This window comes from Streptomyces sp. NPDC089915, assembly GCF_040684675.1.
GTDB lineage: Bacteria > Actinomycetota > Actinomycetes > Streptomycetales > Streptomycetaceae > Streptomyces.
The window spans coordinates 19,302-35,260 of sequence record NZ_JBFBGN010000074.1 but is presented as its reverse complement, the minus strand read 5'-3'; the positions used below and the strand labels follow the sequence as shown (position 1 = coordinate 35,260).

16 protein-coding genes and 1 riboswitch are annotated in these 15,959 nt (G+C 71.4%); of the genes, 8 read left to right on the top strand and 8 right to left on the bottom strand.

Features of this window, described 5'->3' with window-relative positions; genetic code table 11:
- Nucleotides 1-91: 91 nt before the first annotated feature.
- Nucleotides 92-1,552, bottom strand: a complete 1,461-nt coding sequence (locus tag AB0O29_RS21905) for a trehalose-6-phosphate synthase (protein ID WP_365153767.1) — start codon at nt 1,550-1,552, stop codon at nt 92-94.
- A 94-nt stretch (nt 1,553-1,646) separates the two neighbouring features.
- Nucleotides 1,647-2,597, bottom strand: a complete 951-nt coding sequence (locus AB0O29_RS21900) for a glucosyl-3-phosphoglycerate synthase (protein WP_365153765.1) — start codon at nt 2,595-2,597, stop codon at nt 1,647-1,649.
- Nucleotides 2,598-2,800: 203 nt separating this feature from the next.
- Nucleotides 2,801-2,939, top strand: a riboswitch (SAM riboswitch).
- 17 nt (nt 2,940-2,956) lie between these two features.
- On the opposite strand from AB0O29_RS21900, the gene thrC reads away from it, so the two are divergent.
- The 4 genes from thrC to groL all read left to right on the top strand — a co-directional run bounded on the left by thrC (nt 2,957) and on the right by groL (nt 7,149).
- On the top strand, nt 2,957-4,258 hold the full coding sequence (thrC, locus tag AB0O29_RS21895) for a threonine synthase (RefSeq protein WP_365153764.1): 1,302 nt from the start codon (nt 2,957-2,959) through the stop codon (nt 4,256-4,258).
- A gap of 36 nt (nt 4,259-4,294) precedes the next feature.
- Nucleotides 4,295-4,573 (top strand): MoaD/ThiS family protein, encoded by a 279-nt coding sequence (locus AB0O29_RS21890; RefSeq protein WP_365153762.1) that lies wholly within the window; start codon nt 4,295-4,297, stop codon nt 4,571-4,573.
- Between the two features lie 394 nt (nt 4,574-4,967).
- Nucleotides 4,968-5,174 carry a cold-shock protein gene (locus AB0O29_RS21885; protein ID WP_008743607.1) on the top strand — a complete coding sequence of 69 codons (207 nt, stop codon included), beginning with the start codon at nt 4,968-4,970 and terminating at the stop codon, nt 5,172-5,174.
- Between the two features lie 355 nt (nt 5,175-5,529).
- Nucleotides 5,530-7,149 (top strand): chaperonin GroEL, encoded by a 1,620-nt coding sequence (gene groL / locus AB0O29_RS21880; RefSeq protein ID WP_125813871.1) that lies wholly within the window; start codon nt 5,530-5,532, stop codon nt 7,147-7,149.
- Nucleotides 7,150-7,227: 78 nt separating this feature from the next.
- Here the strand turns inward: groL and AB0O29_RS21875 are convergent, their stop codons facing one another.
- The 3 genes from AB0O29_RS21875 to AB0O29_RS21865 form a co-directional block, all read right to left on the bottom strand.
- On the bottom strand, nt 7,228-7,806 hold the full coding sequence (locus AB0O29_RS21875; protein WP_365153760.1) for a Uma2 family endonuclease: 579 nt from the start codon (nt 7,804-7,806) through the stop codon (nt 7,228-7,230).
- A 59-nt stretch (nt 7,807-7,865) separates the two neighbouring features.
- The gene (locus tag AB0O29_RS21870; RefSeq protein ID WP_365153758.1) at nt 7,866-8,816 is read right to left on the bottom strand and encodes a hypothetical protein; all 951 of its coding nucleotides are present in this window, start codon (nt 8,814-8,816) and stop codon (nt 7,866-7,868) included.
- A gap of 287 nt (nt 8,817-9,103) precedes the next feature.
- Nucleotides 9,104-9,643, bottom strand: a complete 540-nt coding sequence (locus tag AB0O29_RS21865) for a Uma2 family endonuclease (RefSeq protein WP_365153756.1) — start codon at nt 9,641-9,643, stop codon at nt 9,104-9,106.
- 128 nt (nt 9,644-9,771) lie between these two features.
- On the opposite strand from AB0O29_RS21865, the gene AB0O29_RS21860 reads away from it, so the two are divergent.
- From AB0O29_RS21860 to AB0O29_RS21845, 4 genes are all read left to right on the top strand, one after another.
- A complete protein-coding gene (locus AB0O29_RS21860; protein ID WP_365153754.1) occupies nt 9,772-10,377 on the top strand; it encodes a phosphoribosylanthranilate isomerase in 606 nt (201 codons plus the stop codon).
- 55 nt (nt 10,378-10,432) lie between these two features.
- Nucleotides 10,433-11,173: a beta-glucanase gene (locus tag AB0O29_RS21855; protein ID WP_365153752.1), complete on the top strand. Its 741-nt coding sequence runs from the start codon at nt 10,433-10,435 to the stop codon at nt 11,171-11,173.
- Between the two features lie 62 nt (nt 11,174-11,235).
- Nucleotides 11,236-12,270 (top strand): hypothetical protein, encoded by a 1,035-nt coding sequence (locus tag AB0O29_RS21850; RefSeq protein ID WP_365153750.1) that lies wholly within the window; start codon nt 11,236-11,238, stop codon nt 12,268-12,270.
- A 157-nt stretch (nt 12,271-12,427) separates the two neighbouring features.
- Complete coding sequence (locus AB0O29_RS21845; RefSeq protein ID WP_365153749.1) at nt 12,428-14,329, top strand: CAP domain-containing protein; 1,902 nt, start codon at nt 12,428-12,430, stop codon at nt 14,327-14,329.
- A 56-nt stretch (nt 14,330-14,385) separates the two neighbouring features.
- Here the strand turns inward: AB0O29_RS21845 and AB0O29_RS21840 are convergent, their stop codons facing one another.
- From AB0O29_RS21840 to AB0O29_RS21830, 3 genes are all read right to left on the bottom strand, one after another.
- The gene (locus AB0O29_RS21840; protein ID WP_365153747.1) at nt 14,386-14,718 is read right to left on the bottom strand and encodes a protease inhibitor I9 family protein; all 333 of its coding nucleotides are present in this window, start codon (nt 14,716-14,718) and stop codon (nt 14,386-14,388) included.
- A 154-nt stretch (nt 14,719-14,872) separates the two neighbouring features.
- Nucleotides 14,873-15,127 carry a DUF397 domain-containing protein gene (locus AB0O29_RS21835; RefSeq protein WP_365153745.1) on the bottom strand — a complete coding sequence of 85 codons (255 nt, stop codon included), beginning with the start codon at nt 15,125-15,127 and terminating at the stop codon, nt 14,873-14,875.
- Nucleotides 15,111-15,944, bottom strand: coding sequence for a helix-turn-helix transcriptional regulator (locus AB0O29_RS21830; protein ID WP_365153744.1), 834 nt, complete (start codon nt 15,942-15,944; stop codon nt 15,111-15,113). The genes AB0O29_RS21835 and AB0O29_RS21830 overlap by 17 nt, the downstream gene beginning before the upstream one ends.
- Nucleotides 15,945-15,959: the final 15 nt, after the last annotated feature.

Below are 15,959 nucleotides of genomic sequence, written 5' to 3'. Positions count from 1 at the left end.
CCGCAGACGGGGAGGCGGGTGGGCAGCCACCGACCGGCCCCCGGCCCCTCGCGGGGGCGATGGCGGGCCCGCACCGCGAGCCCCGCCCCCCTCAGCCCCCCAAAGCCTCCAGCTGGGCTGTGAACCAGGCCGCCGGGGGGAGGGTCGTGGCGGCTGCCGACAGGCGTTTCGTGCGTTCCGCGCGTTCCGTGTCCGGCATCGTCAGGGCCGCGTGCAGGGCCTCGGCCGTCGCCGTGACGTCGTACGGGTTGACCGTCAGGGCGTCCTGGCGGAGTTCCTCGTACGCGCCCGCCCCCGTCGACAGGACCAGCACGCAGCCCGCCTCCGACACGACCGGGATCTCCTTGGCGACCAGGTTCATGCCGTCCCGCACCGGGTTGATCAGCGCCACGTCCGCCATCCGGTACGCCGCCAGGGAGCGGGCGAAGTCGTCCTGGACGGAGACGAGCACCGGCTGCCAGTCCTCCGTCCCGAACTCGGCGTTGATCTCCTCCGCCAGCGAGGCGACCGCCGCCGTGTAGTTCCGGTAGACCTCCAGGTCCTGCCGCGAGGGATAGGCCGACGCCAGGTGGACCACCCGGCCGCGCCACTCCGGGTGGACGGTCAGCAGCTCCCGGTAGGCGGCGAGGCCGCGCAGGATGTTCTTCGACAGCTCGGTGCGGTCCACCCGCACGATCGTCCGGCGGTCCCCGACCTCCGCGCGCAGCGCGGCCAGCTTGTCGTCGACCTCCGGGCGGTGGGCGAGGGCGCGCAGGTCGTCGCCGTCCACACCCAGTGGATACTGGCCGACCCCGGTGAAGCGCATCTCCGCGTACCGGCCGTCCTCCAGCAGCCTGCGGTGGTGGACGCCGCCCTGGTGGTCCTCGCGGGGGACGAACCCGTCCGCGACGCCGTGGACGTCGTCGACCGTCGCGCCGCTGATGAAGGCGGCGGCCCACGCCGCGGTGTGGAAGCCCAGCTGGTCGGCGCCGAGCATGCCCCACACCAGCCGGCTGCGGATGTCGTCCGGGAGCATGTGCAGGAAGTCGGGGGAGGCCCACGGGGTGTGGGTGAAGTGGGCGATCCGCAGGTCCGGGCGCAGTTCCCGCAGGGCCCCCGGAACCAGGGCCAGGTGGTAGTCCTGGACGAGGACGCGGGCGCCCGGCGCGGCCTCCTCGGCCAGTGCTTCGGCGAAGGCCCGGTTGTAGGCGGTGTACGAGTCCCAGCGGCGCCGGAACTCCGCGTCGAAGACGGGTTCGCGGGGGACGTCGTAGAGGTGGTGGTGGGTGAACCAGAGCACCGAGTTCGCGATGCCGTTGTACGCGTCGTCGTACACCCCGGGGTCGATGTCGAGCATCCGCACCCCGGGCTCGGAGACCCCCCGCCGGACCGCTTCGCGGTCGGCGTCGGAGAGGGCCGCGCAGATCCACAGGGCCTCCGGCTGCGCCGCGAGGGCCGCGGACAGGCCGGAGACCAGACCGCCCCCGCCGCGCCGGGCGCTGAGCGTGCCGTCGGCGGCGAGGGCGTACGAGAGCGGGCCGCGGTTGGCGGCGACGAGTACCTGAGAAGCCATGCCGCGAACCTAGCCCGGGGTCTCCTCGCTCAAACGTCCGGGAAATGCCCGGTTCGTCACGCGTCCGTCAGGGCGGGGTCCGGCCCGGCCCCGCTCACGCCACGCGCCGGACCGCGTACTCCTCGATCTCCAGCATCGGCGGCCGCTCCTCCGTGTCCACGGGGTAGGTGCGCGGAACGAACCCGTCCGGCCCCCTCTCGAACTGGATGAGCTCCGGCCGTACGAGGTGGCCGCGCGAGAGCCGCAGCTGCGCGGTGCGGTAGATCGCGGCGGCCATCCGGCCCAGCGCCTGCCCGCTCTGGTGCTTGTGCAGCCGGACCCCCACGTCGACCTGGGCCATGGCGTCGAGTCCGACGGTGTGCAGGGCGTCGACGAGCAGGCCGAGCTCGACCCCGTACCCGACGGGGAAGGGCAGCCGCTCCAGCAGGGAGCGGCGTACGGCGTACTCGCCGCCCAGGGGCTGGACGAAGCCGGCGAGCTGCGGCCAGTGGAGGTTGAGCAGGGGGCGCGCCACCAGCTCCGTGACCCGTCCGCCCTGGCCGGGGGCGTCCCCGAGGGGGCGGTCGTACATGGCCTTGACGAACTGCACCTGCGGGTCGGTCAGCAGCGGGCCGACGATCCCGGAGACGAAGGAGGAGGAGAAGTCGCGCAGGTCGGCGTCGATGAAGCAGACGACGTCCCCGGTGGTGGCCAGCAGCGAGCGCCACAGCACCTCGCCCTTGCCGCGCACGGCGGGGATGCGGGGCAGGATCGCGTCCCGGTGCACGACCCGGGCGCCGGCCTTCGCCGCGACCTCGGCCGTCCGGTCGGCGGACCCGGAGTCGACCACGACCAGCTCGTCCACCAGGGGGACCGGCGGGGCCTCGATCAGATCGCGCCGGATCACCTCCACGATCTCTCCGACCGTGGCCTCCTCGTCGAGCGCGGGCAGCACCACGCTCACCGTGGTCCCGGTCGCCCGTTTGCGCTCCAGGAGCTGGTCGAGCGGTCGGTCGGCGGCGGACCAGGAGCGGTCGGCCAGCCAGCGCTCCACCTCATCCAGCACTCTCAGCACTCCCCGGCTAGTCGGCCGCGCCACCACACCCGGCGCTTTTCGGCCGAATTGTGATCCATCTCGCGGTTCGGACGGCTGTCTCAACCAGCCGCCCCTTCGGTTACAGTCTTGAACAACGCGAAGGCCCACCGCATGCCGGGGGCCCCGCAACAAACGCACCGGCGCGCCATCGAGCGCGTGTGCCGGTGCCATACCGCTCATCCAGAGGGGCAGAGGGACACGGCCCGTTGAAGCCCCGGCAACCCTCCAGTCGGTTCTCGCTCGCGCGAGGCCCCGGCTCGGGAAGGTGCCAATTCCGTCTCATGGCGAAGTGCGCCATGGGGAAGATGAGGAGAAAGGGCCTCGCCATCATGGCTGCACAGTCTGTCGCCACCTCTGCCAACGCCTCCGCCGACGCCGGATCCGTCGATCTCGGCCCCGCCACCGGCCTTTCCTGTCGTGAGTGCGGCACCCGTTTCGAACTCGGCCCCATCTTCGCCTGCGTCGAGTGCTTCGGTCCGCTGGAGGTGGCCTACGAGCTGCCCGTCGGCGACCCGGAGGCCCTGCGCGCGGCCATCGAGGCCGGCCCGAACAACATCTGGCGCTACGCGCCGCTGCTGCCCGTCCCCGCGGACGTGGCGTCCAAGCCGAGCCTGAACCCCGGCTTCACCAAGCTGGTGGACGCGCAGAACCTGGCCAAGGAGCTGGGCGTCACCGGCAAGCTCTACGTCAAGGACGACTCCGGCAACCCGACGCACTCCTTCAAGGACCGCGTCGTCGCGATCGCCGTCGAGGCCGCCCGCGCCTTCGGCTTCACCACCCTCTCCTGCTCCTCCACCGGCAACCTGGCCGGCGCCGTCGGCGCCGCGGCCGCCCGCGCCGGCTTCCGCTCCTGCGTGTTCATCCCGCACGACCTGGAGCAGGGCAAGGTCGTCATGGCCGGTGTCTACGGTGGCGACCTGGTCGGCATCGAGGGCAACTACGACGACGTGAACCGCTTCTGCTCCGAGCTCATCGGCGACCCGCTGGGCGAGGGCTGGGGCTTCGTCAACGTCAACCTGCGCCCCTACTACGGCGAGGGTTCCAAGACCCTGGCGTACGAGATCTGCGAGCAGCTCGGCTGGCGGCTGCCCGACCAGATCGTCATCCCGATCGCGTCCGGCTCGCAGCTCACCAAGATCGACAAGGGTCTCCAGGAGCTGATCAAGCTCGGTCTGGTCGAGGACAAGCCGTACAAGATCTTCGGCGCCCAGGCCGAGGGCTGCTCCCCGGTGTCCACCGCCTTCAAGGCCGGTCACGACGTGGTCCGCCCGCAGAAGCCGAACACGATCGCCAAGTCCCTGGCCATCGGCAACCCGGCGGACGGCCCGTACGTGCTCGACATCGCGCGCCGCACCGGCGGCTTCGTCGAGGACGTCAACGACGAGCAGGTCGTCGAGGCCATCAAGATCCTCGCGCAGACCGAGGGCATCTTCGCCGAGACCGCGGGTGGCGTGACCGTCGGCGTGACGAAGAAGCTCATCGAGAACGGGCAGCTCGACCCCTCGCTGACCACCGTGGTCCTGAACACCGGTGACGGCCTCAAGACCCTGGAGGCGGTGGCCGCGGACAGCGGCCAGACCGCCACCATCCGCCCGAGCCTGGACGCGTTCCGCGCCGCCGGCCTGGCCTGACCCTTCCCTCGTACTACACGGAAAGGCGGTAGCGCCATGAGCGTCAACGTCCGCATCCCCACCATCCTGCGCACCTACACCGGCGGCGTCGCCGAGGTCCCGGCCGAGGGCGCGACCCTCGCGGAGGTCATCGACTCCCTGGAGGCGAACCACCCGGGCATCGCCGCGCGCGTCCTGGACGACCAGGGCAAGCTGCGCCGCTTCGTGAACGTCTACGTCAACGACGACGACGTGCGCTTCGAGGGCGGCCTGCAGACGGCGACGCCGGACGGCGCGGGCGTCTCGATCATCCCCGCCGTCGCGGGCGGCTGCTGAGCCGTCCGGCGCCCCGAGGTAATCAGAATTGCCCCCTCCGCTAAAAGCGGAGGGGGCAATTCTGCTTGATTGGGCGCGGTAGAGTTGGGGAAGTCCCCTCCGCTGTTCTTGCCCGCCGCATATGAACGGGCTAAGCGAGGGTTGACATTGAGTCAACATGCGCGCGCCTTATGGGGCATTGGTGAGCCTTGTCAGGCCCGAGTTGCCCAGGAATAGGACAACTTTTCAGTCTATTTCCACGTTTGCGCCTGTCCAGATTTCTCGTCGGATTGACCTGTTGCAGACAGCAGCGGTGCGGATACATTCAGCCCCGGTCGAGGCGTTCCGGCGCAAGTTCTGACCCGGGTCCGCGAAGTGCGGACCTGCGCAAGGGCCAGTAATAGGGGAGTTAGGCATGGCTCAGGGCACCGTCAAGTGGTTCAACGCGGAGAAGGGCTACGGCTTCATCGCGGTCGACGGTGGTGCGGATGTGTTCGTCCACTACAGCGCCATCCAGATGGACGGGTACCGCACCCTTGAAGAGGGTCAGCGGGTCGAGTTCGAGATCTCGCAGGGCCAGAAGGGTCCGCAGGCGGACATGGTCAAGCTCGCGGCCGGCTGAGTCGAAGCGCGATCGGCCACCGACGCTCGCACCAACACGTGAGGGGCCCACATCCCGGCCGGGATGCGGGCCCCTCACGTATGTCCGGGCCGTCCCGGCATGCGGGCGCCGGGCCGCCATGGCTCGAAGCCGCTTGCACTCGTGGGGGCCGAGTGCTAATCATTGGCGTTAGCACTCTCCGGGTGAGAGTGCTACAAGACGAGGACCGGGCCGGTGAGGCCCGCAGGGTCCGGCGGGAAGGAACCGCCGGGTCGGCAGGCCGTCCGTCGCGGGCGCGGGCGCGGTCCGGAGCAATCCACCCTCCCCTGACGCTTGGCGGCGTGGGGGGAACCCCAGTCCTGGAGGACCACTTCAGATGGCCAAGATCATTGCGTTCAACGAGGAGGCCCGGCGCGGTCTCGAGCGTGGCATGAACCAGCTCGCGGACGCCGTCAAGGTCACCCTTGGCCCCAAGGGTCGCAACGTCGTCCTTGAGAAGAAGTGGGGTGCGCCCACGATCACCAACGACGGCGTCTCCATCGCCAAGGAGATCGAGCTCGAGGACCCGTACGAGAAGATCGGCGCCGAGCTGGTCAAGGAAGTCGCCAAGAAGACGGACGACGTCGCCGGCGACGGTACGACCACCGCCACCGTCCTCGCCCAGGCGCTCGTACGCGAGGGTCTGCGCAACGTGGCCGCGGGTGCCAACCCGATGGCCCTCAAGCGCGGTATCGAGAAGGCCGTCGAGGCCGTCTCCGCCGCCCTGCTCGCGCAGGCCAAGGATGTCGAGACCAAGGAGCAGATCGCTTCCACGGCCTCCATCTCCGCCGCCGACACCCAGATCGGCGAGCTCATCGCCGAGGCCATGGACAAGGTCGGCAAGGAAGGCGTCATCACCGTCGAGGAGTCGCAGACCTTCGGTCTGGAGCTCGAGCTCACCGAGGGCATGCGCTTCGACAAGGGCTACATCTCGGCGTACTTCGCCACCGACATGGAGCGTATGGAGGCGTCGCTCGACGACCCGTACATCCTGATCGTCAACTCCAAGATCGGCTCGGTCAAGGACCTGCTGCCGCTCCTGGAGAAGGTCATGCAGTCCGGCAAGCCGCTGCTGATCATCGCCGAGGACGTCGAGGGCGAGGCCCTGTCGACCCTGGTCGTCAACAAGATCCGCGGCACCTTCAAGTCCGTCGCCGTCAAGGCCCCGGGCTTCGGCGACCGCCGCAAGGCCATGCTCGGCGACATCGCCATCCTCACGGGCGGCACGGTCATCTCCGAGGAGGTCGGCCTCAAGCTGGAGAACGCCGGTCTCGACCTGCTCGGCCGCGCCCGCAAGGTCGTCATCACCAAGGACGAGACCACCATCGTCGACGGTGCCGGTGACAGCGACCAGGTCCAGGGCCGCGTCAACCAGATCCGCGCCGAGATCGAGAACTCCGACTCGGACTACGACCGCGAGAAGCTCCAGGAGCGCCTCGCGAAGCTGGCCGGCGGCGTGGCCGTCATCAAGGCCGGTGCCGCGACCGAGGTCGAGCTCAAGGAGCGCAAGCACCGCATCGAGGACGCCGTCCGCAACGCCAAGGCGGCCGTCGAAGAGGGCATCGTCGCCGGCGGTGGCGTGGCCCTGCTCCAGGCCTCCTCGGTCTTCGAGAAGCTGGAGCTCTCGGGTGACGAGGCGACCGGCGCCAACGCCGTGAAGCTCGCGCTGGAGGCCCCGCTCAAGCAGATCGCCGTCAACGGTGGTCTCGAGGGTGGCGTCGTCGTGGAGAAGGTGCGCAACCTGGCCGTCGGCCACGGTCTGAACGCCGCCACGGGCGAGTACGTCGACATGATCGCCGAGGGCATCATCGACCCGGCGAAGGTCACGCGCTCCGCGCTGCAGAACGCCGCGTCCATCGCCGCGCTCTTCCTGACCACCGAGGCCGTCATCGCCGACAAGCCGGAGAAGGCCGCCGCCGCTCCGGGCGGCATGCCGGGCGGTGACATGGACTTCTGATCGGCCCCTGGCTGATCGGCTGTTCTCGAACGAGGGCGGTGCTCCTTCCTGACGGAGGGGGTGCCGCCCTCGGGCGTTTCAGTGGGCGTAGTCCTTGAGCTCCTCGGTGGTGAGTGGGAAGCCGACCGGTTCGGGGAGGGTGAGGGTTCCGCCGTAGGAGCAGGACTCCCGCCGAAGGTAGCGTCCGTTTTCCGGGTTGCTGTAGACCGTGATGGTGTCGCTGTCGCGGTCGATCAGCAGGAACACGGGAATGCCCGCCTGCGCGTAACCGTCACGCTTCTCCTGCCTGTCGCGGGCCTCGGTGTCGTGGTCGTGCGACGTGACCTCGACGGTCATCAGCACCCCTGCGGGATCGGACCACTCGCCGTGCCCGGCGAAGTGCCGTTGCGGGGCGAGTGCACCATCGGGCCGGGCGCGGCCGTTGCGGTACTGCTCGGTGCGCAGCCCGCGCTCGCGGTACAGGCGCAGGTCGGGGCGGTGCGCCATGCACTGGTCCGCGACCCACATGATGATCTCGTCGTGGTCGCCGTCGGGCACCGGCTTGACCTCCAGCTTTCCGTTGATGAATTCGAGCGTGACGGTCTCGGGTGCGCGGCCGGCCAGTGTCTCGAAATCCTTCAGCGACATCTGGGCGTGCGCGGCGGTGCTGGGGGTCATGGGGTCGCCTCCTCGACTCCATGGTGCCCGGGTTCGGCGCCGGTGGAGCGGGGGACTGGTCATCGGCGGTTCCTTTCGCGGATGCGGGCCGCGTGGGCGCGGACCTCGGCCGGGGTGAGGGACGGGGTGAAGACCGGCGGGCGGGGGGTGTCGGGGCGGCAGGCGCGGCAGCGGCCCTCGGTGAAGGCGGCGGGCGGGCCGGGGGCGCGGCATTCGGAGCACTCGGCGCGGAGTGGGGATGCCGGGGTTGGGGCCGGGGCGGGCGGCGCGGCGGGGAGTCTGGACTCCAGGCGCTTGCGGACCAGGGCCGCCGGGTGGTGGACCGGCGACGGCAGGCCGGCGGTGAGGGCGAGCCGGATGCGGTCGGGGCTGAGGCCCCGGGCCAGCCAGGGCACGAGGAGCGGGGCGAGGGCCGTGCAGTCGGCCTTGGAGAGCGCGAGGGCGGGGGCGGCGCGGCCGAGCGAGGCGAGGACGGCGTAGGCGTCGGGGACGCCGGTGACGGCGGGGGGCTGGGTCGGCGCCGTTGGCGGGGGCGAGGCTGGTGGCGGTGGCGGTGGCGGTGGCGGTGGCGGTGGCGTCGGTGAGGGCAGGGGTGGGGGTACCTGTGGGGGTGGTGGTGGGGCCGTCGGGGCGGGGGAATCCCTGCGGGTGAACCGGGACCACCAGGCGTCGTCGCGGGGGGTGCGGGAGAAGAAGGTGCGGGTGACCCACCGGGTGGTCTCGCCGGGGAGCCGCTGGCGTACGCGGTGCAGGTGGCCTGCCGTGGCCAGCCGGTTGAGCGCGGTGCGCAGGGCGCACTGGCCCCACAGGGGCAGGACGGCCGCGAGGGTCTTCACGCTGATGTCGGCGCCGTCCGGCAGGCGGTCGAGGTATCCGGCGACGGCCGCCTCGCGGGCAGGGAGGTGCGTGAAGTCGCGAGCGGTGCGGGGGGCTTGCTCCGGGGCGGCGATTTTGCCGTAGCCGGGCTTGGCGAGGGGGTGCGGGGCAGCACTAAGCTGGTCGGCATCCATGAGATCGTCCTGTGATCTTGATGGTCAGGCCCTCGTGTGGTGTTGGCGCACCAGCGGGGGCCGATTTTCGTTTCCAGCCGCAAGGTAGGGCCTGATGGCCCTGCGTGGCAAGCCGCTCACGGATCGTCATCCCGCCTGGTATGGCGGCGGGTTGGGGAGGGTGGTGGTGGGTGGTGGGCTCCGCCCACCACCCATTCCACAGACAAAGCGCTCGGACTCCCGCGGCTTGAGCCCCGGGCGGCGGTGGCCGCCTGATCGGCTGTCCCTCGGGCGTTTCGGGGTGCCCGCTAGAAGCCGGTGGTGCCGGGCTTGCAGCGGAACGGCGCCGGTACGTGAAGAGCCTCTCCGAAGGAGATCGTCGTCCGGGAGCGGTACCCGTGCGGGGAGGGATCCCAGAAGCAGGTGATCTCCGAGTCCTGCATGTCGACGACCAGGTAGACCGGGACCAGCTGCCCGTACACCTCCGCCTTCTCTTTCCAGTCCGCGTCCCTCGTGGGGGCGGATGTGAACTCGGCGACCAGGGACAGCGCCGCCGCGTCCGCATGCCGTCCCTCCCCGTCGAACGCGGCCTCGTCCACGACGAAGAGGTCGGGAGCGTAGGCGCGCTCGGCCGCCGGGAAGCTGAAGAGCAAGGGCATGTATTCGACGATGTGCCCGTCAGGGGCGAGGGGCTCCAGCTGCTGCCGCAGTTCGCGCATCCGGCGTACGTGGCGCAGCTTGGAGAGCGGTGACACGATGATCTTTCCCCGGATGAGCTCGGCCTTGAAGCCGTCTGGCGTATCCATCTCCTCGACGGTGCGCAGGAGGGTCTCGAACGCGATCGTCACCGTGGTCCTCCGGGTGGCGTGCTGCCCCTGAATGTGTGCCTCGTCCCAGGCTAGTGGCGGGGGGTGGGCCGTGCCCGGGTTCCGAGACGGGGCGACCCCGTCAGGGTGGCTTTTGGTTGACTGGGGGTATGAGCGAGCTCTTCGTGAAGATCTGCGGGCTGAAGACCCCCGAGGACGTCGACGTGGCGGTGGCGGCGGGGGCCGATGCCGTCGGGTTCGTGCTCGCGCCGAACAGCCCCCGCACCGTCGACGCCGCACGGGCGCGCGAGCTCGGGGCTCGGGTGCCGGACGGGGTGCTCACCGTCGGGGTGTTCCGGGGGCAGTCGCTGGAGGAGGTGCGCCGGCTCGCGGAGGAGAGCGGCGTGCGCGGGGTGCAGCTGCACGGCGACGAGCCCGCCGCGTACTACGAGGAGCTCCGCGCGCCCGGCCGGACCCTGCTGCGGGCCACCGCCGAGCACGTCGCGCGCTGCGGCGAGTACGGGGAGGACCTGCTGCTGATCGACGCCCCCGACCCCGGCTCCGGCAAGCCCTGGAACTGGGGATCCGCGCAGTTCAGGGCCCCCGAGGGGCGCTGGCTGCTGGCCGGCGGGCTCGCGCCGGGCAACGTCCGGGAGGCCGTTGCCGCCACCGGCGCCTGGGGCGTGGACGTCTCCAGCGGGGTCGAGCGGGAGCGCGGGGTGAAGTCCCCCGAGCTGATCCGCGCCTTCGTCGAGGCCGCCCGCGCAATCGTATGATTACTCTGAGTGAGAACAGGAGGGTGTCGGGCCTTCCGGTGGGCAGGACACCCTCATGGAATCGGACCACTCCGGATGGCTGCGCCGCCTGACCGGCCGCCTCCTGCCCGCCGCGGGCGGTGGGGGCCTGCCGGTGTTCACGCCGCGCGGCGCCCCCGTCCTCACCGCCGACTTCACCTCCGCCGCCCAGTGGGTGGCCGGCCGCTCCTGGGCCTATCCCGACGGCGGCCCGGTCAACCCGGGCGACAACAAGCTCGACCACCTCACCGCCGACCCCGCCTACAGCCGTGGCGGCACCTTCCGCGCCACCCGCCGCCCCGACGGCAACTGGGACACCGGGCTGCTCACCACCGAGGGCAGCGACCAGGGGTTCACCGTCCGCACCGGTGACGTCCTGGAGGCCCGGGTCCGGCTGCCCGCCGAGACGGGGGCCTGGCCCGCGATCTGGACCTGGCGGGACGGCGGCCAGGAGATCGACGTCTTCGAGTACCACCCCGACAACCCGGACCTCCTCGAACTCTCCAACCACGTCCGCGAGGCCCACCGTTACTACCGCGACCCGGCCATCCGTCCCGGGGCCTGGATCGACCTGAGGGTCGAGTTCGGCAAACGGTCCGTCGTCTGGTGGGTCAACGGCACCCGCGCCTTCTCCGACGGGCGGGGCGTGGGGCGCGGCTGGCGCGCCTACCTCATCGTCAACCTGTCGGTCAGCGCCGGCCGCTACCACCCGGCCCCCGGGCCGCAGCAGACGGAGATGTCGTACGAGGTGCCGGAGCTGCGGGTCTACCGGAGCTAGCCGCCACCGGGCGCCTCCGCCTCCCCGGGCGGTGATCGGCGGGGCGGCCGATAATGGGTCCCGTGGACTCGCTCCGCAGGTCGAGCAAGGCGAAGGCGGGCCTGGCGTTCTGGCCGTTCGGCGTACGGGCGGCCGTGCTGCTCGTGCCCGTGCTGCTGGTCGTGCTGGCGGTGGCCTGGGGCGCCGCGCGGAACGCGCTGGGCCTGGGTTCCGTGTCGGCGGGGTGGGCGCTGCTGGCCATCGTCGCCCTGAGCGTGCTGCCCGTCCTGCTGGTGGTGCTCAGCGGGGTCGCGTCGAGCGGCGGGACCGTCGAGCTGGGCACCGTCAAGATCGCCCTCACGGCGGCGGCCGGGGCCCGGCGCGGGCTGGCCGTCCCCCGCAACATCGTCCCCGAACCGGGCGTCTCCCTGACCGGTGACGGCGGGTCCGGGACGCTCACCTCGCTGCGCGGCCTGCGCGGCGCCGAGGTGGTGGTCGTGGACCTGGAGGACGGCCACGCCTGGTGGGAACACCGGCTGCTGCTCCTGTGCGCGGCGGCCTCCCGGCTCGGCCGGCCCGCCGTGGTGGTCTTCACGGCCCAGCTTCAGGGCCGGCCCGGCCGGTTCGCCGGCTGGGCGACCCCGGCCGACCTCCTCCAGCGCCTCCAGGAGGCGGACCCTGCCCTGCGCAAGGCGTACCTGGAGGCCTCCGGGCAGGCCGCGGGGGTCCGCATGGCCGAGGCGTCGGGGCCGGTGCCGGCGGCGCGGCTGATGAAGGAGCTCGGCCTGGAGGGCATGCGCGGTCTGACGCACCCGCCGCCGCGCGAGACCCTCAGCCCGTTCCTGGAGGAACAGCTGCTGGCCCGGGGCGTGGACCGGTTCGACACCTCGCCCGACGAGATCGACGTCCCCCGGCTGGAGCAACTGTTCACCCCGGTCCTGCACACGCGGGCGCTGGAGCACACCGACGACGACGCGGCCTGGCTGCGCGCGGCCCTCCTGGACGAGGGCGACTACATCGCCTTCACCGACGCCGGCCGCTACACGGGCATCATGTCGGGCACCGCCGTGGCCAGGGCGGCCCTGCTGGCGCTGCTGCCGCCGGACGCGGGGAGCTGAGGGCCCGTCGGGCCAGGACGGGCGGGACGGGGCCGCATGGGTGACACTGGTCTCATCGCCACCACCGGTCGATGGCCTGCACGGACGTGTGCGGCACGCATCCCGGCATTCAGGCGGCACTCCTGCCCTCCGGTGAGGGATCCCGTCGAGGTATTCGATGAAACCGAACTCGTTCGCAACCGCTGCCGCGCTGCTGTGCGGCCTCGTCATGATGGGCTCGACCTCCACCGCCTTCGCGTACACCCCGGAGGCCGTCGCGAAGTCCGCCGTGTGCGCGGGCGCCCCCCCGCCCGGTACGGGCTCCCAGATCTCGGCCGCCGACCGTGACAGCCTCGTCGCCGCCCACAACGACGCGCGCCAGGTGGCCATCCAGAAGTACAACCCCGCCCTCGACCTGCAGACCCAGTCCGTCGCCTGGAGTCCCAAGCTGGCCTGTGACGCGCAGGCCTGGGCCGACGACCCGGCGTCCAGCGCGGGTGGCGATCTCCACCACAGCAGCCGTGCCTCGAACGGCAACGAGGGCGAGAACCTGCTCAACGCCTTCCCGTTGCCGGCTCGGCCCATGATCGCGTTCGACCCTTCGTCAGGCTGGATGGCGGAGAAGCCCAAGTTCGACCTGGACGACAGGGGCAAGGGCAATCCGGTGGTCGACGACACCAACTTCAAGGTCTGGGGCCACTACTCCCAGATCATCTGGATGTCGCCCCAGTCGCGCACCACCGAGATCGGTTGCGGTGTGACGGAGGGCGTGCCGGTGAAGGACCAGGCTTCGGGCACGGTCCACACGGGCTGGATCCTGGTGTGCCGGTACGCCGCCGGAGGCAACATCGTCGGGCAGCGCGCCATCCCGCCCGGCAGCGTCAACCCGGTTCCCCCTCCCGTACCCCCGCAGCCCCCCGCGCCCACCACGGCCTTCCGCGGCACCAGCGCGGTCGCGCAGCGCGACGGGCACTTGGACGTGTTCTGGGTGGGGCCTGACGGTTCGGTGCGGTCGCAGTGGTGGGACGCCGGCGCGGGTGGTGCGTGGGCGGCGCACCCGTCGTTCAGCATCACCGATCCGGGCACTGCCGTCCCGAGTTCGGCCGTGGCCGCCGTGTCCCAGCGGAACAACCATCTCGACGTGTTCTGGATCGGGCCTGACGGTTCGGTGCGGTCGCAGTGGTGGGACGCCGGCGCGGGTGGTGCGTGGGCCGCGCACCCGTCGTTCAGCATCGCGCCACCGGGCGCCGCCGCGCTCGGCTCGGGTGTTGCGGCCGTGGTCCAACGGAACAACCACCTGGACGTGTTCTGGATCGGGCCCGATGGTTCGGTGCGGTCGCAGTGGTGGGACGGTGGCGGTGCGGGTGGCGCCTGGGCGGCGCATCCGTCGTTCAGCATCACCGCTCCGGGCAGCGCCGTCCCGAGTTCGGCCGTGGCCGCCGTATCGCAGCGGAACAACCACTTGGACGTGTTCTGGGTGGGGCCTGACGGTTCGGTGCGGTCGCAGTGGTGGGATGCCGGCGCGGGTGGTGCGTGGGCGGCGCATCCGTCGTTCAGCATCACGTCGCCGAGTGCCGCTGCCACAGGTTCGGGTGTTGCGGCCGTGTCGCAGCGGAACAACCACTTGGACGTGTTCTGGGTGGGGCCTGACGGTTCGGTGCGGTCGCACTGGTGGGACGCCGGTGCGGGCGGTGCGTGGGCGGCGCATCCGTCGTTCAGCATCACGTCGCCGAGTGCCGCTGCCACAGGTTCGGGTGTTGCGGCCGTGTCCCAGCGGAACAACCACTTGGACGTGTTCTGGGTGGGGCCTGACGGTTCGGTGCGGTCGCACTGGTGGGACGCCGGTGCGGGCGGTGCGTGGGCCGCGCACCCCTCGTTCAGCATCACCTCACCCGGTGCCGCCGCCACCAGTTCGGGCGTCGCCGCCGTCGTGCAGCGCAACAACCACCTGGACGTGTTCTGGGTCGGCTCCAACGGCGCCGTCCGGTCCCAGTGGTGGGACGGCGGCGGGGCGAGCGGCGCGTGGGCCGCGCACCCCTCGTTCGACATCGCCCCACCGGGAAGCTCCGCCCCGCAGTAGGAGGCAGGTGACCGGCCCCGGCGGCGGAATCGTGGCCGCCGGGGCCGGCCGTGCCCTCAGGCGGGCCCCGCCGAGCCGTCCGCCTCCACCGCCAGCACCCCAGGCAGCGCGGCCACGTCCGCGACCTGCTCCGGGCTGAGCCGGGCCGCGAAACCGTTCAGGGCGCGGTGGAAGAAGCGGTCCGGCCGTACGCCGCCGACCTGCCCCGCCACGGCGGCCGGGTCGACGCCCCGGCGCACGGTGACGATGTACGAGGGCCAGTCGGCCGGAGCGGTCCACCGTGCCGGGTGGCCCACGGCGGCGACGGCGGCGGTGGACAGCGGCAGGACGGCGACGGCGGCCAGGACGGCGGCGGCCACGGGCAGGGCTCGACTCACACGGTTGCGCATGTGGGGAGGCCATCACGCGCGGAGGGGCCGGTCAACGACGTCGGCGGGTGTGGCGCCGGGACGGTGAGCCGTTCGGCTGCGCGCCGCCCCGAGGGGGCCCACCCGACGGACGTCATCACCAGCGTCGGAACGGGCCCCGGTGGGCTGTGACGGGTCAGAGCGTACGGACGAACTCGGCCCAGGCCTGCGCGCGGAACACCACGTGCGGGCCTTCCGGCTGCTTGGAGTCCCGGACGGGGACGAGGTCGGGGTGGGCGTCGCAGACCTCTACGCAGCTTCCGTTGCTGGCGTCGCTGTGGGTCGACTTGCGCCAGGTGGCCATCTCCAGGCAGTCACCGCCGTCGCCGCCGCTGTAACTGGACTTGTGCCAGGTGGCTGCTGACAGGTCGTACTCAGGAGTGCTGGTCATGTGCGTGTTCCTCCGCCGCAGACTCGATCTGGGCCAGGGAGTCGGTGGGTGACAACGCGCTGGCCGTGAGGAGATCGTAGGTCAGGGCGTGTCGGGCGACCGTGGCCGGATCATCCAACAGCATTCCCGTTCCATTGCCTTGGAGATAAGCGAGTGGGGGAGCGTTCTCGAAGGCCATCAGCTTGAGCGGCCCCATGAGAGACGCATGGGCACCCGCGCTGAAGGGGATTACCTGGACGATGATCCGACGTGCCCGGATCAGACCGATGATGTGTCGGAGGGCGTCGGTCATCACACCCCGGCGCCCGACGGCCCGCCGAATCACCGCCTCGTCGAGGACGCACCAAAACAGGGGCGTTGTTGGGTCGGCGAGGAGCTTGGCGCGGTCCAGGCGAGCCTCGGTCAGTTCGTCGATGACGGCTTGCGGCGCAGTCGGCTGGTACGCGTGGAAGATCTCTCGTGCGTACGCCTCCGTCTGGAGCAGTCCCGGGATGACGAGGGGCGCGTACTCCCGGATGGTCAGCGCCTCGGCCTCCGCCTCCGCCGCCTCCTCGAAGTGTTCGGGGTACTTGGACTTCCCCTGCTCCACGGAGTTCCGTGTGAAGAAGCCGTTCGTCCCGAGGATCCCGTCTATCGACGCGGCGAGTTCGGGCGTGATGCGCCGCGTCCCCGCCTCCATCTGGCCGACGTACGAGCCGCTGACGAACAGCCTCTCGCCCAGGCCGGCCTGGCTCATGGCGGCACGCTCTCGGGCTACGCGGAGTTCGGCGCCCAGGAGGGCGCGGGGTGAGGAGGGGTCGAGGGGCTTTCCGGGCATGGCAACTCCTGCTTC